Origin of the sequence: Bradyrhizobium sp. U531 (genome assembly GCF_051710265.1) — a bacterium.
In the GTDB taxonomy this organism is placed as follows: Bacteria; Pseudomonadota; Alphaproteobacteria; order Rhizobiales; family Xanthobacteraceae; genus Bradyrhizobium.
Genome location: NZ_JASVEN010000008.1, coordinates 18,585 through 36,016, shown reverse-complemented (window position 1 = coordinate 36,016; position 17,432 = coordinate 18,585). Strand labels below are relative to the sequence as shown.

Below are 17,432 nucleotides of genomic sequence, written 5' to 3'. Positions count from 1 at the left end.
GTGACGCGCGGAAACTAAGGGGTCAGACCGGATCAGTCACGTCCTCGTGTTATGCGGGAAAAGGGGTCTCTCCCGTACCGGAACGGATGCCTCAGTGCTGCCGTTGTGATAGGCTCCGCTGGACCGGGCAACCTGGAGAGTTGATTGAACGGCGTCACACCCGACCCGTCAGACCCGATCCGCAACAGTGACGCTCTGTCGCGGCTGAAGCTGGCGCAGGCCCTCGACCGGGCCACCTATGCCATCGCGTGGGAGCGTGCCTGGCCCCATCTGGCGCGGCTTCTGACTGTCGTCGGCCTGTTCCTGGTGGCGTCCTGGGCCGGCCTCTGGCTGGCGCTGCCGTTCCTGGCCCGTGCCGTCGGTCTCGTCGTTTTCGCCGGCGTTGCGATCGCCGCTTTGTTGCCCCTGATTCGCTTCCGCTGGCCGCGCCGCGAGGAGGCGCTGAGCCGGCTCGACCGCGGCTCCGGCATCCGTCACCGTCCGGCCACCACGCTGACGGACACGCTGTCCTCGCAGGATCCGGTCGCGCAGGCGCTGTGGCAGGCGCAGCGCGAGCGCACGCTGGCCTCGCTCAAGCGCATCCGCGCCGGTTTGCCGCATCCACGGCTGGCGCTGCACGACCCCTGGGCGCTGCGCGCGCTGGTCATGGTGATGCTGGTCGCGACCTTCTTCGCCGCCGGTGACGAGCGCGCGATGCGGCTCGGCGCGGCCTTCGACTGGAACGGCGTGCTGGCACCGGCCAATATCCGCGTCGATGCCTGGGTGACCCCACCGCTTTATACCGGCAAGCCGCCGGTCATCCTGTCGGCGGCCAACAAGGAGGCCGCCGCACTGCCGGCCTCCGGCCCGCTGTCTGTTCCCGCCGGTTCGACCCTGATCGTGCGCTCCTCCGGCGGCGCCCTGGATGTCGTCGTCTCCAGCGGCCTCAAGGAGGTTGCTCCCGCGGAGGCCGCACCCAAGGGTACCAACGAAAAGCATTTCACCATCACCGCTGACGGCACTGCGCATGTCCGCGCGCCCTCCGGCCAGCCGCAATGGGCGTTCGCGGCAACGCCGGACCGCCCGCCGACGATCGCGCTCGCCAAGGATCCCGAGCGCCAGGCGCGCGGCGGGCTCCAGCTCTCCTACAAGATCGAGGACGATTACGGCGCGACCGGCGCGGATGCGCATATCGCCCTGCGCCCCGACGACACCAAGGACGGCGGCAAGGGGGCCGACGGCAAGAATTCCGACGCAAAAACCGCGGCGCGGCCGCTGTTCGAGCCGCCGCAATTCCCGCTGGTGCTGCCCAACGCGCGCACCCGCAACGGCGTCGGCCAGACCGTGAAGGATCTCAGCGAGGATCCCTATGCCGGCGCCGACGTCACGCTGACGCTCACCGCCAAGGACGAGGCCGGCAACGAGGCGCGGAGCGAGCCCTTCAACATGCGCCTGCCCGAGCGCCTGTTCACCAACTCGCTCGCGCGCGCACTGATCGAGCAGCGCCGCATCCTCGCACTCGACGCCAACAAGAATTCCGACGTTTACGCCGCGCTCGACGCGCTGATGATCGCACCCGAATTGTTCACGCCGGATGCCGGCTGCTATCTCGGCCTCCGGAGCCTTGCGACCCAGCTCGAAGTTGCCCGCACCGACGATGCGCTGCGCAACGTGGTGTCGAGCATGTGGGCCTTCGCGACCACCATCGAGGACGACGGTGTCGCCGGCAGCGTCAACGCCGCGTTGCGCGCGGCGCAGGATGCGCTGAAGGCCGCGCTCGACCGCGGCGCCAGCGAGGACGAGCTCAGGGTGCTGACGCAGAAGCTGCGCGAGGCGATGGCCGGCAAGGTGCGCGATCTCGCCCGGCGCGCCGAGCAGAATCCGCTCGGGCCGCGGCAGCCGTTCCCGGCGGAGGTCCAGCTCATCCTCGACAAGGCGATCGAGCTGCGACAGAAGACCCAGAACGCGACGCCCGAGCAGCTCGCGGATCTGGCCCAGCAGCAGGACACGTTGCGCGAGCAGCTTCAGGCCTACCGGAAGTCGGCGAACAACCGGGCCAACAAGGCGGGGGACGACAAGTCCAACCAATTCACGCGGGACCGGAAATGCGGAAGCTAGCGCGCTTGCCAGTCTTCAGGGCGATGTCGATCGCCTGCCTCGCTTTGCTGCTCGGCGGCATCTCGCCGGCGGCTGCCCAGCTGGATCAGGATCCCGACGCGCTGCTCGACAGTGCCGAAAAGGCGATGCAGGAATCCGGCGACAGCCTCCGGCAGAAGGAATCCGGCAAGAGCCTCGGCAACCAGTCCGACTCCATCCAGAAACTCGAGGAATACAAGCGGGCGACGGAACGGAGCCAATCCTCCAACCGCGACCGCAACGTCATCACGCAGCGCGATCTCGACGAGCTCCTGAAGCAGATCGAGAAGGCGGCGAAGGAAGGCAACAAGGAGGCCGCCCAGCGCTTGCTGGAGCAGCTCGCGCAGATCATGGAAAATCTCCAGATGGCGCAACCCGGGCAATCCGGCGAGAGCGAGATGGAGCAGGCGCTGAACGAGCTCAGCGACATGATCCGCAAGCAGCAGCAATTGCGCGACAAGACCTTCAAGCAGGGCCAGGACACGAGGCGTGACCGCTCGCGCGGCAAGCAGGGCGACCAGTCGATGTCGGACCTGCAGCAGGACCAGCAGTCGCTGCGCGACCGCCTGAAGAAGCTGCAGGACGAGATGGCCAAGCGCGGTCTCACGCAGAAGGGACAAAAGGGCCAGAAGGGGCAGAAAGGCCAGCAGGGCGATCCGGGCCAGAGCGGCGATCAGGACGGTGACCAGGGTGATGACGACGGCAGCCTCGACGCCGCCGACGGCGCCATGGGTGATGCCGGCTCGAAGCTCGGCGAAGGCAACGCCGACGGTGCCGTGGACTCGCAGGGCAAGGCCCTCGATGCGATGCGCAAGGGCGCGCAGAAGATGGCTGAGGCGATGCAGCAGGGCGATGGCGAAGGTCAGGGTGATGGTCCCGGCAATCGCGCCGGCCGACAGCAGAGCGGCGGTAGCCAGACCGATCCGCTGGGACGCCCGCTTCACGGCCGTGAGTTCGGCGACGACTACACGGTCAAGATCCCCGGCGAGATCGACGCCCAGCGTGTCCGCCGCATCCTCGAAGAGCTCCGCCGTCGCCTCGGCGAGAGCTCGCGGCCGCAGATCGAGCTCGATTACATCGAGCGGCTGCTGAAGGATTTTTAGCGTCACACGCGGTGTCATCGCCCGCGCAGGCGGGCGATCCAGTACTCCAGTGACCCGCGTTGGCGAACTCGCTTCTGCAACGTCCGCCGAGGCGTACTGGATGCCCCGGTCAAGCCGGGGCATGACAGCGGAGTGCAGGTCCGCAGTCTTGCGTCAGGCCTTCTTCGCCGCCAGCGCGTCCGCGACCGCCGTGCGGATATCCGCCACCGAGAACGGCTTCGTCACGACGTCGTGCACCAGCGCATTGAGGTTCGAGGCGCGCTCGCGCTGGTCGGCGAAGCCGGTCATCAGCAGGATGGTCAGATCGGGGAAATCGCGTGCGGCGGAGAGCGCCAGCGCGATGCCGTCCATGACGGGCATCTGAATGTCGGTGAGCAGCAGGTCGAAGGCGCCATCCTCGCGGGTCAGGATCTCCAGCGCCTCGGCGCCGTCCTGCGCCGTGACGGTCTGGTGGCCGTCCATGGCGATGGCGCGCGCCACCAGCTGGCGCATCGAATCCTCGTCGTCGGCGATCAGGATCTTGGGCATCGGATCAACCCTTGGGACGAAGCTTCCCGTGCGGCACTCTGCGAGCTGATTATACGCTGCCGCCGGCAATGTCGCGCCGGTTGAAGAAGCGAACGTCGATATTGCGGCCCTCCGGCGGGGGCGATGCGAGGCGCGAGCGGAAGAAGGCGCGCTCGCCGGGCCGCAGCACGGTCTGCTCCAGCACCGCGTTCCAGGCGTAGATCTCGGCGCCTTGCGCGTCGCGCACGGCGAAGCGCAGCCGCGGAATGTCGAGGGCCTTCTTGCCTTCGCCGACGATCACGCCCTCGATCACCAACACCTGCTTACCGTCCACGGTCTCGCTGGACAGCTTCACGTCCTTGAAGGCGAGGCCCCGCAGGTTCACCTCGAGCCCGACCAGCTTGTAGAAGGCGGCGGTCTGCGGCAGCAGCCGCACCATGTCGCCGCGCCAGATCACCAGCGCCAGCACCAGCGCGCCCATGGCGGCGCAGGCGGTCGGCAGGCCGAAATAGGATTTTTTGGGCGACGCGGTGGCGACCGGGCGGCTGACCCGCGCACCGCGGCGGCTGTAAAGGTTGCGGAACCAGGACTGGTGCTGCGCGCCGACGACCTCTTCCTCGGCTGCCCGGGCGGCCGCGGACCACTCGTCCTCCGTTTCGGCGTCCTTGGCCTCTTCCTCGGGCCAGTCGCTCGCGATCGAGGGGCTGTCGACCACGGGCGCATCAGCGGCGCCGTCGTCCTTGGCGTAGGAGTTCCACTGCTCGGCAAGGTCGGCCTGGTCGTCGGCCTGGCTGGCTGCGGCCATGGCCGGGACGGACGCCTCCTCGATGGCGTCCTCGGCATGGGCGATCCAGGTCTCCTTGCAGCGGGAACAGCGGACCGCCCGCCCGTTTGCCCCAAGGCTCGCAAGCTTGATGGCGTAGGATGTCATACAATGGGGGCAGACGATATGCATGGACGAGCCTTGATGCATGGGCGAGGACTGGAACGAGGTCCCGGCGATGGCCCCGTCGGAGCGAGCGGGGCGGCCAGGGTGCCACCAAATATGCTACAGGCCGACCGTTAACGAACCGGAAACCATAACGGCGGCAAAACCCGGTGATCGCGCATGGTGGAGCAGAGCCGTGCGACCCGCGCCCCCCTCTCGAACGGAGCTGAACGTGGTTCGGTTCGAAAATGTCGGATTGCGTTACGGTCTGGGGCCGGAGATTCTGCGCGACCTCAGTTTCCAGATCCCGGCGCATTCGTTCCAGTTCCTCACCGGCCCCTCCGGTGCCGGCAAGACCTCGCTGCTGCGCCTGCTGTTCCTGTCGCATCGGCCGACGCGCGGACTCGTCAATCTGTTCGGCAACGACATCTCGCAGCTTGGCAAGGACGAGATCGCGGATTTGCGCAAGCGCATCGGCATCGTGCTCCAGGATTTCCGCCTGCTCGACCACATGACGACGTACGAGAACGTCGCGCTGCCGTTCCGCGTCATGGGCCGCAGCGAGTCGAGCTACCGCAAGGAGGTGATCGACCTGTTGCGCTGGGTCGGGCTCGGCGAACGCATGGACGCGCTGCCGCCGATCCTGTCGGGCGGCGAGAAGCAGCGCGCGGCGATCGCGCGCGCCGTGATCTCGCGGCCGCAATTGCTGCTCGCGGACGAGCCGACCGGCAGCGTCGATCCGACGCTCGGACGCCGCCTGCTGCGCCTCTTCATCGAGCTCAACAAATCCGGCACCGCCGTCATCATCGCGACCCACGACATCGGTCTGATGGACCAATACGAGGCGCGGCGGCTGGTGCTGCATCAGGGACGGCTGCACGTCTATGAGTAGGACCGACGAGCGCGGCGTGCTGGTCGACCTCGGGCAGGAGCGTCCGCAGCTTCCGGCCAAGGCACGCATCATGTCGCCGATCGTGCCGCGCGCCTCGATCCAGGGGCGGGCGCTGGTCGCCGTCGTCGCCATCATGACCTTCCTGGCCTCGATGACCACGGGCACCGTGCTGCTGGTCAGCGCCTCCGCCGCGGAATGGCAGTCGGATGTCGCGAGCGAAATCACCATCCAGGTCCGCCCGCAGACGGGGCGCGATCTCGATCGCGACACCGCGGCGGTGACGGAAGCGATGCGCGCGCAAGCCGGCGTCGTCGAGGTCAAGCCGTTCAGCAAGGAAGAAAGCGGCAAGCTGCTCGAGCCCTGGCTCGGCACCGGCCTGTCGATGGACGATCTGCCGGTGCCGCGCATGATCATCGCGCGGGTGCAGCCCGGCACGCCGATCGACCTCGGCGCCCTGCGCGCACGGGTGACCCAGGTCGCCCCTAGCGCCAGCGTCGACGATCACCGCGCCTGGATCGAGCGGATGCGCTCGATGACCAACGCCACCGTGCTCGCCGGCCTTGGCATCCTCGCGCTCGTCATCGTCGCCACCATCATCTCGGTCTCGTTCGCGACCCGCGGCGCCATGGCAGCGAACCGTCCGATCGTCGAGGTGCTGCATTTCGTCGGCGCCGGCGATCGCTACATTGCCAATCATTTCCTGCGTCATTTCCTCAGGCTCGGCCTTGAAGGCGGCGTGATCGGCGGCGGCGCCGCCATGCTGGTGTTCGGCTTCTCCGAGTCGATCGCGGGGTGGTTTTCCGGGACCCCCGTCGGCGACCAGTTCGCCGCGCTGCTCGGCACCTTTTCGTTGCGGCCATCCGGCTACATCGTGCTCGCGGTCCAGGCCGTGCTGATCGGCGCGATCACCGCCGTGGCCTCGCGCCAGACGCTGTTTGCGACGTTGAACGATGTGGATTGAGGTGATTTCTTCCTTCTCCCCTTGTGGGAGAAGGTGGCGCGAAGCGCCGGATGAGGGGTTCTCTCCGCGTACGCGAACGTCGAGTCGAATTCGCGGAGAGAGACCCCTCACCCGTCTCGCCGCTTCGCGCCGAGCCACCCTCTCCCACAAGGGGAGAGGGGAAACCGGGACTCCACTTCGCCCCAAAACGTTTTAAAATCGCCCCAGGGAAGGGATTGCTGACATCACATGGCCTCGCCGACCGACGATCGATCGCCGAAACTGCCGCGCGGCTGGCTGCGTGCGGCATTGGTGTCGACGATCGCGCTCGCCTTCGTCGGCGCTGCGGCGGGCTTCATCGCGTTCCTATCGCAATTGCACGGCGCCGAGGTCGCGCCCGGCAGCAAGGCTGACGGCATCGTGGTCCTGACCGGCGGCTCCTCCCGGGTGTCGGACGCCATGGAGCTGCTCGCCGCCGGCTACGGCAGGCGGCTTCTGATCTCCGGCGTGCATCCCACCTCGACGGCGAGCGATATCTCGCGAACCTTGCCGGAGAACCAGTCCTTCATGACCTGTTGCGTCGATCTCGACCGCACCGCGCTCTCGACCCGCGGCAATGCCGCGGAGGCACGGCGCTGGGCCGAGGGCCGCCGCTTCAAGTCGCTGATCGTGGTCACCTCGAACTATCACATGCCGCGCGCGCTGGTGGAGTTCTCGCATGCGATGCCGCAGACGAGGCTGATCCCATTCGCCGTCGTCGGCGACAAATGGCGCGAGGAGCCGTGGTGGACCTCGCCGTCCACCCTGCGGCTGCTATTGTCGGAATATGTCAAGTACATCGCGGCCGAGCTCCGGGTACGGCTGGAGGATTTCGGGATTGACCTTTCGCCCGAGATGTCGGAGCAGCCTCCCGGGCTGCAGCCGAAGCGGCCCGCCACCGCACAGGCCAATTGATCGGCAAATTTATCGGATCCGCGATGTTCCTGATTTTCCTGCGCTCGCTCGTGTTCAACGTGCTGTTCTACGCCGTGCTGGTGTGCCTCGCGATCGTGGCGCTGCCGACCTTCGCGTTGCCGCCGCGCGCGATGCTGACGGTCGCCGAATGGTGGGCCAAGGCGACGCTGGCCCTGATGCGCGTGGTCTGCAACATCAGGGTGGAATTTCGCGGTGTCGAGAACATCCCGGCAGGGCCGCTGGTGATCGTCGCAAAGCACCAGTCGTTCTGGGAGACGTTCGTGCTGCCCGGCTTCTTCAATCGGCCGATCTTCATCCTGAAACGCCAGCTGATGCAGATCCCGGTGTTCGGTCAGTTCCTGGTCAAGACCGGGATGATCGCGATCGACCGCAACGCCGGCGTGAAGGCGCTGCTCGACATGACGCGGCGGGCGCGCGAGGCGGTGCGCAGTGGAAAGCAGCTCGTCATTTTCCCGGAAGGCACGCGCCGCGCCCCAGGCGCACCGCCCGACTACAAGACCGGTTTTGCGCAGATCTATTCGTCCTGCGGCGCGCCGTGCCTGCCGATCGCGCTCAATTCCGGCCTGTTCTGGCCGCGCCGCACTTTCATGCGCTATCCCGGCACGCTCGTGGTCGAGTTCCTCGCGCCGTTGCCGCCGGGCCTGCCGAAGGACGAATTTCTCTCCCGCGTGCAAGGTGCGATCGAGGAGGCAACCGGCCGCCTCGTCGAAGCTGGCCGGAAGGAGCAGGAGCAGTTGATCGGCTCTTCGCCAAGCTACGCGCCGACGGGCGGCTAGCGGTTTTCGTGGTCTTCGCCCGGCGGCGGCGCGTGCAGGGAATGCGTATCACCATGAAGCATGGTCGCGAGCTGATGCAGCTGCGTGTCGCGAAAGCCCTCGGCCTCGATCGCCTTCACCGTCGCGGTGACATAGTCGCGGTTGGCGCCGGACTGGCCGTGGCCCTGGACGACATGGCGGTGCTGCTCGGCGAGCGAGAGCCGGCCGGCATATTGCACATGGCCGCGGTCGACGACATAGGCGAGCGCGGAGACGCGCTGGCGCGCGTCGTTCTCCAGCCAGACCGAGCGCATCACCTCGCGATAGACCGAGGTGACCTGCTCGCGCGCGCGCAAATAGGCGACGACGTCGGCGCGGTTTGTCTCGGCGACGCGGAAGGCGATGCCGCGGCAGGCGCCGCCGCGGTCGAGCCCGAGCACCAGGCCCGGCTTTTCCGGCGTGCCGCGATGAACGAAGGAATAGACGCAGAGCGCCCGATGCTCGCCGACCAGCCGCGCCGGGACGCGCTCCTCGAAGTCGAAGCCCGGCCGCCACATCAGCGAGCCGTAGCCGAACACCCAGAGGTCGCCCTTGGCGGTGGTGACGGAGGGAAGGGTAATTTCCGACATTTCGGGCACGGCTACCAGAATGGGGCCCCCAAGCGAAGCGAATTCTCCGCCTTTCGCCCCGTCGCAGCCTCGCTTACATTTGCCAAAATCTGGGGTCAAAGGGTCGCCGCATGTCCAATATGACCGTTGCCGCAGGCCGTCGCTCCCGTTGGGGCCTTTTCATCGCACCCGTTTTCGTCCTGGTCCTCGCCGTCGCGTGGAGCTGCTTCTGGTTCTATGCGGCCTCGCAGGCCGAAGTGGCCGCAGACGCCTGGCGGGCGCAGGAGGCCAAGTCCGGCCGCATCTATGATTGCGCCAAGCGCTCGATCGCCGGCTTCCCGTTCCGCTTCGAGGTCCAGTGCTCCGGCGCCAGCGTGTCCCTGGTCTCGCAGAATGCGAGCAAGACGCCGTTCACGGCCAAGCTCGACAACATCCTGGTCATCGCCCAGGTGTACGATCCCAAGCTCGTGATCGCCGAATTCTCCGCGCCCGCGACGTTGACCGACGGCGTCACGCAAAACACCTTCGTGGTGAACTGGAGCAAGGGCCGCAGCAGCGTGGTCGGCTTGCCGGCCGTGCCGGACCGGGCCTCCATCGTGTTCGACGATCCCAGCCTCAACCGGCTCGACAACAGCCTGCAGGTGCCGGTCGCGCGTGCCAAGCAGATCGAGCTGCATGGCCGCCTCGCCGAAGGTTCGAAGTCCGATCACCCTGTCATCGAGACCGTGCTGCACGTCGCGCAGGGCAGCATTCAGGGCGTCCATCCCTTGCTCGCAGAGCCGTTCGAGGCCGACACGCGCGCCAGGATCACCGGCCTGTCCGACCTCACGCCAAAGCCCTGGCCGCAGCGCTTCCGCGAGATCCAGGCCGCCGGCGGTCATATCGAGATCGTGCAGTCGCGAATCCAGCAGGGCGAGATGATCGCGGTTGCGGCCGGCACGCTCGGCCTCTCCGTCAACGGCCGCCTCGACGGCGAATTGCAGATGACGGTGACCGGGCTCGAGCGCGTGATTCCGGCGCTCGGGATCGAGAAGATGCTGGAGGAGGGCGTGCCGCAGGCAACGCTTGATCGCGTTGCGCCCGGCGTGAAGTCGCAGGACCTCAACAATCTGTTCGGCGCGCTCGATCGCGCCGTTCCCGGCCTCGGCAAGGTCATCAAGCAGAACGCCAATGCCGGCCTTGCCGCCGGCATCAATTCGATCGGCGCCGAGAGCACGCTGGAAGGCAAGAAGGCGAGAAGCTTTCCGCTGAAGTTCGTCGACGGCGCCGTGCTGCTCGGACCGGTCAAGGTCGGCCAGATCCCGCCGCTGTATTGATTCCTGTAGCCCGGATGGAGCGGAGCGAAATCCGGGGTTCTTGATCGCGGCGGCACTGTCCCGGATTACGCTGCGCTCCATCCGGGCTAGGCGTTCATAGCAATCGCCCTCACGACGGCTTCGCCGGATCGTGATTGCACGCGCGGGAATGCGGGGCCCGAACCGCCGCTCTCTCTTTCTGTCGGCCGCACGATGATGCGAGCCGCAGGCAGGAGAGACTACCATGACCAAGTCCAAGCTGTTCGTTGCCGCGCTCGCCATCTCGGCCGCGTCCGCGACGCCGGCGCTCGCGCAGTGGCAGTGGCAGATGCAGGAGCCGGCCGCCTATGCCTCGATGTATCCGAATGGCGATCGCAGCCTCGCAAGTCCCGCGACGCGGGACATGATGGCGTTCGTTCCCTCACCGAAATCACCGCGTCCCACGGTGATGCGCGCGACCAAGGGCAAATAACCGCCGTCCATCGCTTGCCCGTCGCGAACGGGCCCGGCCACGCCCCGGCCGGGCCCAATGCGCACAACCTCGGACAATGGCGACGCGATCGCGAAGGCCACGCAAATATTCCGAACCGGACCGTCAGGAAAACGTGATGCAGAAGATGCGCCTCGCCGCGAATAACAGCAGCCGACATCCAATCACTCCACACCAGGGAAGCATGCAGCTGCCGGAGACGGCGCGAGGAAACCAACCTGCTTCCCAAGAAGAGGGAGGTTCAAGTGCGGATCATCATTTGCGGACTGATGCTGGGCATCGCCGCTGCCTGTTCGGGCGCGGCGCGTGCCGACGACAATGTCGCAACCGAAATCCAGTCGCTGAAAGCCAAGCTGAAGGAGCTGCAGCAACGGGTGGACTCGGAAGCGCGCAAGACGCGCCAGGTTGAAGCGCAAGCGAAAGCGGCTCCGATGCCCGCGACATACAAGGCGCTCCCGGTCGATCCCTGTGCGGCCGGCAAGGTCTGCTACAAGGGCATCACGCTGACATTCGGTGGCTGGGTCGATCTCACCGGCATCTACCGATCGCGCAATCTCGCCTCCGACACCGGCTCGGTCTACAACTTCATCCCCTATCAGCAGAGCCGCAATTTCAACGTTCCGGAAACGCGCTTCTCGGCGCGCCAGAGCCGCTTCTCGGTGCTGGCCGAAGGCAATGCGGGGGCCGACACGCATCTTGCCGGCTACGGCGAAATCGACTTCGAGGGCGCGGCACAGACGGCGAGCTCGGTTGCGACCAACTCGTTCAATCCGCGTATGCGGCAGCTCAGCCTCGAGGTCGATCGCAGCGATCTCGGCCTTCACTTCCTCGCCGGACAATCATGGTCGCTGAACGCGCCGAGCAAGGTGGGCATCGATCCGCGCGGCGTCGATGCGCCCGGCGTGATCGACTTCGAATCCGTTCCGGGATTTTTGGCGGCGCGCCAACCGGGCTTGCGCGTCTGGCAGGACATTGGACCGGAGTTCAAGCTGGCCGCATCGATCGAGAATGCCCAGACCGCCTTCTTCGGCGGCAACGTGCCGACCGTCGGAACGCCCGCGGTCGGCCCGCAAGGCGTGCTCAATCCGAACCTCCAAGTCAATCTGACCGGGCCGGGCGGGAGCTTCTTCAACAACCTCAACAATGTCAGCCTGAACCAGGTGCCCGACGTCACGGTGAAGGCGGCATGGGATCCGCGGCTCGGCCCCTACAAGCTGCATGTCGAGGCCTGGGCGCTCTATCGCCAGCTGTTCGATCGCTTCAACGACGCCAATCACACTTACGACACCGGCAGCTTCGGCGGCCACGTCTATGCCGAGCTGATTCCGAAAACCCTCGATCTGCAGCTCTACGGTTCGCACGGCGTGCTCGGACGCTTCACGGCGACGCCATTCCCCGACGCTGCGGTGGCGCAGGACGGGACGCTGCTGCCGCTGACCATCACGGCGGCCGCCGTCGGCCTGATCTGGCACGCGACGCCGAGCCTCGACCTCTACAGCTACGCCGGCCTGGAAAAAGCCAAAGCGAATTTCGCCAATGTCGGCACGGTGCCGTTCGGCTACGGCAATCCGCTCTACAACAACACCGGCTGCGGCATCGAGAGCTCGCCGGCCGCGACCTGCAACGGCAACACCAGGGAGGTTCGCCAGATCACGGCCGGACTCTACGACACCATCTACCAGGGCAATTACGGCACGCTCAAAGCCGGCCTGCAGTATTCCCACACGCAGCGGTTCGCGTTTGCCGGGGTCGGTGGTGCGCCGAAGACGGACGACAACGTCGTCATGACGCAGATCCGGTACTACCCGTTCTAGTCATGAAGCGCGTGCGGCGAAGCGAGGGTGACGATTGTCTGACGGGCTTCTGATCCTTCGGTTCGCGCAGATCGTCGCCCGGCTTGGCCTCGCCATGACGGGCGCGGCTGGCGCGACCTTCGTCGCCGCGCTCCTGATGCGTGTCGATCTGTTCTGGTTCGACACGATCGAATTCACGGCGGCGGTCATCGTGCTCGGCATGGCCGGCGCCTATCTCGGGATCGACATCCCGCGCTGGCCGCCGCTGCAGGAGCGCAGCCTGCACCGCTCGGCCGCGCTCGACCTCGTCAGCGCGGCAGGAACATTCTTTGCGGCCGGAGCCGGCCTGCTCGCCCTCTACACGTTCGTGTTCGACGAAGCCGCCGATGGCGGCTGGAACCTGGCGCTCGGATTCTCTTGGGCGCTCGGCGTCTGCATGCAGGTCGGCGCCGGTCTCGTCGGCCGCTTGTTTAGGGTGAGGACGTAGCCCGGATGTAGCAAAGCGCAATCCGGGACAGTGCCGCGCGAGAATCCCGGATTACGCTTGCGCTCCTTCCGGGCTACGAGGCTTACGGCTTCTTGCCGAGTTGCCCGTGCTGCCGGCCGAAATCCGCAGCCGCCGAGTCCTGGCCGATCTCGACGATGCCGCGGCGGATGGCGCGGGTACGGGTGAAGTGATCGAACAGCGCTTCGCCGTCGCCGCGGCGGATCGCGCGCGTGAGCTTTGCCAGATCCTCGGTGAAGGTGCCGAGCATCTCCAGCACGGCATCCTTGTTGGCGAGGAACACGTCGCGCCACATCGTCGGATCGGAGGCCGCGATACGGGTGAAATCGCGGAAACCGCCGGCCGAGAATTTGATGACCTCGGACTCCGTCACCTGCCCCAGCTCGTCGGCGGTGCCGACGATGGTGTAGGCGATCAGATGCGGCAGATGGCTGGTGATCGCGAGCACGAGATCATGATGATCCGGCTCCATCACCTCGACCTTGGCGCCCATCGCCGCCCAGAATGCACGCAGGCGATCGGTGGCCGCCGCATCGACGCCTTCCGGAGGGGTGAGGATGCACCAGCGGTTGATGAAGAGCTCGGCGAAGCCGGAGTCGGGGCCCGAATGCTCGGTGCCGGCGACGGGATGCGCCGGCACGAAATGAACGGTCTTCGGCAGATGCGGCGCCATGTCCCTGACGATCGCGCCCTTGACCGAGCCGACGTCGGACACGATCGCGCCGGGCTTGAGGTGCGCGGCAATCTCCTGCGCCACGGGCCCGCAGGCGCCGACGGGAATGCAGAGGATGACGAGATCGGCATCCTTCACCGCTTCCGCATTGGTCGCCACGACCTCGTCGACGATGCCGAGCTCGAGCACCCGCGCGCGCGTCTTCTCGGAGCGCGCGGTGGTGACGATCTTACCGGCCAGCCCCTGGAGCTTTGCAGCGCGCGCGATCGATCCGCCGATCAGGCCGAAGCCGATCAGCGCGACGCGCTGGAAGTGCGCCTGGGCGCTCACTTGCCGGCCATGAAGTCGCGCAGGCCGTCGACAACGAGGCGGTTGGCCTCCTCGGTGCCGATGGTCATGCGCAGCGAATGCGGCAGGCCGTAGTTCTTCAGGCCGCGCAGCACGAGGCCGCGCTTGGTGAGAAAGGCGTCGGCGTCGTCGGCGGTCTTGCCCTTCTCGGTCGGGAAATGGATCAGCACGAAATTGGCGACGCTCGGCGTCACCTTCAATCCGAGCTTGCCGACCTCCTCGGTCAGCCAGTTGCGCCAGGTCTCAGTGAACTGCTTCGACATCGACTGGTGCGCGGTGTCCTCGATCGCGGCGACCGCGGCGTACATCGCCGGCGTCGACACGTTGAAGGGACCGCGGATGCGGTTGACGGCGTCGATGACGTGCTCGGGGCCGAACATCCATCCGATGCGCAGCGCGGCGAGGCCGTGGATCTTGGAGAAGGTGTGCGTCACCACGGTGTTCTCGGTGGTGGCGACCAGCTCTATTCCCATTTCATAGTCGTTGCGGGAAACATAGTCGCAATAGGCGGCGTCGAGCACCAGCAACACGTGCGAGGGCAGGCCGGCGCGCAGCCGCTTGACCTCGTCGAACGGGATATAGGTCCCGGTCGGGTTGTTGGGGTTGGCGAGCCACACCAGCTTGGTCTTCGGCGTCACCGCCTTGAGGATGGCGTCGACGTCGCAGGTGAGGTTCTTCTCCTGCGCGACCACGTTCTTCGCGCCGACCGCCATGGTCGCGATCGGGTAGACCAGGAAGCCGTGCGTGGTGGAGATCGCCTCGTCGCCGTGGCTGAGATAGGTGTGGGCGAGCAGATTGAGGATCTCGTCCGAGCCGGCGCCGCAGATGATGCGGTTGGGATCGAGCCCATAGGTGCGTCCGATCGCTTCGCGCAGCACGCGCGAGGTGCCTTCGGGATAGTCTTCCAGGTGGTCCGCCACATGCTTGAACGCCTCGATCGCCTTGGGCGAGGGCCCGAACGGCGTCTCGTTGGCCGAGAGCTTGAACACCTTGCGGCCGGGCTCGGGCACGGGGCTCTTGCCGGGCGTGTAGGGCGCAATATCGAGAATGCCGGGATTCGGCACGGGGCGGGACGACATCTTGAACTCCGAAAATGGCGGGGCGCGGCGCGCGGTTTACGATTTTGCCCCGGTCGGGGGCACCGTATAGCGCGTTGCGTGGCTGCCGACGAGGGCCACAGAGCGCACCGAGGCCCCCGCCTCGATCAGGGCAGCCCTGATTTTATCGATGCTGGCGCTGGCGACCGAGACGAGCAATGCGGCACCGTCGAAGGCGGTGTCGGGCACCGCCACGATCTCCGCGAGCGGCGACAAAGCGCGCGCGACCTCGGCGTTCCAGCCGGACACGCGCACGCTGAAGGTCTCGACCTCGGTCACCAGGGCGCTGTCGGCGACGCGCGAGATCGCGAACACCGGCAATGCGGCCGGATGGTCGGCACGCTCGATGAAGGGCATCCGCGCGATGATCTTCGGCGCGCCGTCCGCTTCCAGCTCCAGCCACCACGGCGTGCGGCTCGAGGTGGCCGAGACCATTGCCAGGTCGCCCTTGGATTTCGCCACCGCCTCGACCGCGGCCTGCGCGCTGAAATGCGCGACGTAAGGCACGGTGAAGCCGAAATTGAAGCGCACGGAATCGCGCATCGCGGCCTCGCTGGCCGAGATGTCGGCATGCACGGAGAACGGAGCCTGCACATAGGTGAAGGTCGAGATGATGACGCGCCAGATGCTCTCGACCGTGTCGAGCGGCAGGATGCCGCGATGACGCTGCACGAGCTCGCGCATCATCGAGGCCTCGCGCGCCGGGCGGAATGCCGAGCCCACCTCCTGGGTCTGCTTCACCTGGATCAGACGGTCGATGATGTCGCCACGCTGCATCAACAGGCGATGCATGCCCTCGTCGATCGCGTCGATCTCCTTGCGCAGTTCCTGCAGCGATGGTGGCGCGGGCGGACGTTGGGACATGGCTTGGACTGTCGATGGTTCCGATGGGGGATGTCCTGATTAGGCAGTCAGGACGGCGAAAGCAAAGAGAAATGACGTCCTTTTCGATCCGCGCGACAGAGGCGAATTGTGGCGATCCGGGCCGCGACTTGACGAAAACCGCCCAAGACGGTAGTTTTTGCCCGTTCCGTGGTCATTTGAGCCGGCCGGCTTGCAGCCACGTTAAAAAACTCGCTAAACAGGCCGGGGACGCTTCTGATCCCGGCCGAACCTATCGTTCAGGCCGGGTTTTTCATGGCCTGATGCAAGTGGCGATCAAGCGTTTGATCGCAAACGAGGTCGATGGTCAGATGGATGGCGTCAAGTCGATACCGAGTCCTGCGATCAGCGCCGACGAGCGGTCGCATGAGGTGGATCATCCGAGCTCGCAGGTCGTGCATTTCGGCGCCGAGCAGCCGCTGCGGCTCGATTGCGGCGTGGATCTCACCCCTTTCCAGATCGCCTACCAGACCTATGGCGAGCTCAATGCCGATCGCTCCAACGCGGTCCTGATCTGCCATGCGCTGACCGGCGACCAGCACGTCGCCAATGTGCATCCCGTCACCGGCAAATCCGGCTGGTGGGAAACCCTGGTCGGTCCCGGTCGTCCGATCGACCCCAAGAACTACTTCATCATCTGCTCCAACGTGATCGGCGGCTGCATGGGCTCCACAGGCCCGGCCTCGATCAATCCTGCTACCGGCAAGGTCTGGGGCCTGGAATTCCCCGTCATCACCATTCCCGACATGGTGCGCGCGCAGGCCATGCTGATCGACCGGCTCGGCATCGACACGCTGTTTGCCGTCGTCGGCGGCTCGATGGGCGGCATGCAGGTGCTGCAATGGACTGCGGCCTACCCGTCCCGCGTGTACTCGGCGCTGGCGATTGCCTGCGCGACACGGCACTCGGCGCAGAACATCGCCTTCCACGAGCTCGGCCGCCAGGCCGTGATGGCCGATCCGGACTGGCACGGCGGCGGTTATGCCGATCACGGCATCCATCCGCATCGCGGGCTCGCGGTGGCGCGGATGGCGGCGCACATCACCTATCTCTCGGACGCGGCGCTGCATCGCAAGTTCGGTCGCCGCATGCAGGACCGTGAGCTGCCGACCTTCTCGTTCGATGCCGACTTCCAGGTCGAGTCCTATCTGCGTTACCAGGGCTCCTCCTTCGTCGAGCGCTTCGACGCCAACTCCTATCTCTATCTGACGCGCGCGATGGATTATTTCGACATCGCCGCCGATCATGACGGCGTGCTCGCCAAGGCGTTTGCGGATATCAGGACCCGTTTCTGCGTGGTCTCATTCACCAGCGACTGGCTGTTCCCCACCTCGGAATCGCGCGCGCTGGTGCATGCGCTGAACGCCTCCAGCGCGCGGGTGTCGTTCGCCGAGATCGAGACTGATCGCGGCCACGACGCCTTCCTGCTCGACGTGCCCGAATTCCTGGATATCTCGCGTGCCTTCCTGCAATCGGCAGGCAAGGCCCGCGGGCTCACCGGCAAGAACGACTGACGAGGACGGCTA

17 protein-coding genes and 1 riboswitch are annotated in these 17,432 nt (G+C 66.4%); of the genes, 11 read left to right on the top strand and 6 right to left on the bottom strand.

All coding sequences use genetic code 11. From position 1 onward, the window contains the following. Positions 1-144 precede the first annotated feature (144 nt). Together QRQ56_RS29180 and QRQ56_RS29175 are read left to right on the top strand one after the other, a co-directional pair. Positions 145-2,097 (top strand): TIGR02302 family protein, encoded by a 1,953-nt coding sequence (locus QRQ56_RS29180; RefSeq protein ID WP_438744640.1) that lies wholly within the window; start codon positions 145-147, stop codon positions 2,095-2,097. Further along, the gene (locus tag QRQ56_RS29175; protein WP_438744639.1) at positions 2,085-3,218 is read left to right on the top strand and encodes a DUF4175 family protein; all 1,134 of its coding nucleotides are present in this window, start codon (positions 2,085-2,087) and stop codon (positions 3,216-3,218) included. Before QRQ56_RS29180 ends, QRQ56_RS29175 begins: the two co-directional genes overlap by 13 nt. Before the next feature lie 153 nt (positions 3,219-3,371). Here QRQ56_RS29175 and QRQ56_RS29170 read toward each other — a convergent pair whose 3' ends face one another. Beyond that, on the bottom strand, positions 3,372-3,746 hold the full coding sequence (locus QRQ56_RS29170) for a response regulator (RefSeq protein WP_298240169.1): 375 nt from the start codon (positions 3,744-3,746) through the stop codon (positions 3,372-3,374). A gap of 49 nt (positions 3,747-3,795) precedes the next feature. After that, the gene (locus QRQ56_RS29165) at positions 3,796-4,680 is read right to left on the bottom strand and encodes an MJ0042-type zinc finger domain-containing protein (protein ID WP_438744638.1); all 885 of its coding nucleotides are present in this window, start codon (positions 4,678-4,680) and stop codon (positions 3,796-3,798) included. A 205-nt stretch (positions 4,681-4,885) separates the two neighbouring features. On the opposite strand from QRQ56_RS29165, the gene ftsE reads away from it, so the two are divergent. The 4 genes from ftsE (at position 4,886) to QRQ56_RS29145 (ending at position 8,236) form a co-directional block, all read left to right on the top strand. Beyond that, positions 4,886-5,545: a cell division ATP-binding protein FtsE gene (gene ftsE, locus QRQ56_RS29160; protein ID WP_438744637.1), complete on the top strand. Its 660-nt coding sequence runs from the start codon at positions 4,886-4,888 to the stop codon at positions 5,543-5,545. Next, the gene (locus tag QRQ56_RS29155; RefSeq protein WP_438744636.1) at positions 5,538-6,506 is read left to right on the top strand and encodes a cell division protein FtsX; all 969 of its coding nucleotides are present in this window, start codon (positions 5,538-5,540) and stop codon (positions 6,504-6,506) included. Before ftsE ends, QRQ56_RS29155 begins: the two co-directional genes overlap by 8 nt. Before the next feature lie 228 nt (positions 6,507-6,734). Then, a complete protein-coding gene (locus QRQ56_RS29150) occupies positions 6,735-7,439 on the top strand; it encodes a YdcF family protein (protein ID WP_438744634.1) in 705 nt (234 codons plus the stop codon). A 23-nt stretch (positions 7,440-7,462) separates the two neighbouring features. Further along, positions 7,463-8,236, top strand: coding sequence for a lysophospholipid acyltransferase family protein (locus tag QRQ56_RS29145; RefSeq protein WP_438744632.1), 774 nt, complete (start codon positions 7,463-7,465; stop codon positions 8,234-8,236). Here QRQ56_RS29145 and QRQ56_RS29140 read toward each other — a convergent pair. Further along, complete coding sequence (locus QRQ56_RS29140; RefSeq protein WP_438744631.1) at positions 8,233-8,844, bottom strand: gamma-glutamylcyclotransferase; 612 nt, start codon at positions 8,842-8,844, stop codon at positions 8,233-8,235. The two genes, QRQ56_RS29145 and QRQ56_RS29140, sit on opposite strands and share 4 nt — an antisense overlap. 110 nt (positions 8,845-8,954) lie before the next feature. Between QRQ56_RS29140 and QRQ56_RS29135 the strand changes: the two genes are divergently transcribed. From QRQ56_RS29135 to QRQ56_RS29120, 4 genes are all read left to right on the top strand, one after another. After that, positions 8,955-10,139, top strand: coding sequence for a DUF2125 domain-containing protein (locus tag QRQ56_RS29135; RefSeq protein WP_438744630.1), 1,185 nt, complete (start codon positions 8,955-8,957; stop codon positions 10,137-10,139). A gap of 223 nt (positions 10,140-10,362) precedes the next feature. Then, positions 10,363-10,590, top strand: a complete 228-nt coding sequence (locus tag QRQ56_RS29130) for a hypothetical protein (protein WP_438744629.1) — start codon at positions 10,363-10,365, stop codon at positions 10,588-10,590. Positions 10,591-10,853: 263 nt separating this feature from the next. Continuing rightward, entirely contained in the window at positions 10,854-12,422 is a 1,569-nt protein-coding gene (locus tag QRQ56_RS29125; RefSeq protein ID WP_438744628.1) for a hypothetical protein, read from the top strand. 34 nt (positions 12,423-12,456) lie between these two features. Further along, positions 12,457-12,888 (top strand): hypothetical protein, encoded by a 432-nt coding sequence (locus QRQ56_RS29120; protein WP_438744627.1) that lies wholly within the window; start codon positions 12,457-12,459, stop codon positions 12,886-12,888. A gap of 82 nt (positions 12,889-12,970) precedes the next feature. Here QRQ56_RS29120 and QRQ56_RS29115 read toward each other — a convergent pair whose 3' ends face one another. From QRQ56_RS29115 to QRQ56_RS29105, 3 genes are read right to left on the bottom strand one after another with little or no spacing between them, the layout of a single operon-like run. Further along, entirely contained in the window at positions 12,971-13,909 is a 939-nt protein-coding gene (locus tag QRQ56_RS29115) for a prephenate/arogenate dehydrogenase family protein (RefSeq protein ID WP_438744625.1), read from the bottom strand. Further along, on the bottom strand, positions 13,906-15,006 hold the full coding sequence (gene hisC, locus QRQ56_RS29110) for a histidinol-phosphate transaminase (protein WP_438744624.1): 1,101 nt from the start codon (positions 15,004-15,006) through the stop codon (positions 13,906-13,908). Before hisC ends, QRQ56_RS29115 begins: the two co-directional genes overlap by 4 nt. A gap of 36 nt (positions 15,007-15,042) precedes the next feature. Next, positions 15,043-15,888, bottom strand: coding sequence for a chorismate mutase (locus tag QRQ56_RS29105; protein ID WP_438744623.1), 846 nt, complete (start codon positions 15,886-15,888; stop codon positions 15,043-15,045). A gap of 158 nt (positions 15,889-16,046) precedes the next feature. Beyond that, positions 16,047-16,126: riboswitch (SAM riboswitch) on the top strand. A 91-nt stretch (positions 16,127-16,217) separates the two neighbouring features. On the opposite strand from QRQ56_RS29105, the gene metX reads away from it, so the two are divergent. Next, the gene (gene metX, locus QRQ56_RS29100) at positions 16,218-17,420 is read left to right on the top strand and encodes a homoserine O-acetyltransferase MetX (protein ID WP_438744973.1); all 1,203 of its coding nucleotides are present in this window, start codon (positions 16,218-16,220) and stop codon (positions 17,418-17,420) included. Positions 17,421-17,432: the final 12 nt, after the last annotated feature.

What these genes read in the sequence shown, in the direction of transcription:
- QRQ56_RS29175 (WP_438744639.1), top strand. Translation starts at nt 2,085, where the DNA reads ATGCGGAAGCTAGCGCGCTTGCCAGTCTTCAGGGCGATGTCGATCGCC.
- QRQ56_RS29165 (WP_438744638.1), bottom strand. Translation starts at nt 4,680, where the DNA reads ATGCATATCGTCTGCCCCCATTGTATGACATCCTACGCCATCAAGCTT.
- QRQ56_RS29105 (WP_438744623.1), bottom strand. Translation starts at nt 15,888, where the DNA reads ATGTCCCAACGTCCGCCCGCGCCACCATCGCTGCAGGAACTGCGCAAG.
- metX (WP_438744973.1), top strand. Translation starts at nt 16,218, where the DNA reads ATGGATGGCGTCAAGTCGATACCGAGTCCTGCGATCAGCGCCGACGAG.
- hisC (WP_438744624.1), bottom strand. Translation starts at nt 15,006, where the DNA reads ATGTCGTCCCGCCCCGTGCCGAATCCCGGCATTCTCGATATTGCGCCC.
- QRQ56_RS29130 (WP_438744629.1), top strand. Translation starts at nt 10,363, where the DNA reads ATGACCAAGTCCAAGCTGTTCGTTGCCGCGCTCGCCATCTCGGCCGCG.
- QRQ56_RS29135 (WP_438744630.1), top strand. Translation starts at nt 8,955, where the DNA reads ATGTCCAATATGACCGTTGCCGCAGGCCGTCGCTCCCGTTGGGGCCTT.
- QRQ56_RS29170 (WP_298240169.1), bottom strand. Translation starts at nt 3,746, where the DNA reads ATGCCCAAGATCCTGATCGCCGACGACGAGGATTCGATGCGCCAGCTG.
- QRQ56_RS29150 (WP_438744634.1), top strand. Translation starts at nt 6,735, where the DNA reads ATGGCCTCGCCGACCGACGATCGATCGCCGAAACTGCCGCGCGGCTGG.
- QRQ56_RS29155 (WP_438744636.1), top strand. Translation starts at nt 5,538, where the DNA reads ATGAGTAGGACCGACGAGCGCGGCGTGCTGGTCGACCTCGGGCAGGAG.
- QRQ56_RS29145 (WP_438744632.1), top strand. Translation starts at nt 7,463, where the DNA reads ATGTTCCTGATTTTCCTGCGCTCGCTCGTGTTCAACGTGCTGTTCTAC.
- QRQ56_RS29140 (WP_438744631.1), bottom strand. Translation starts at nt 8,844, where the DNA reads ATGTCGGAAATTACCCTTCCCTCCGTCACCACCGCCAAGGGCGACCTC.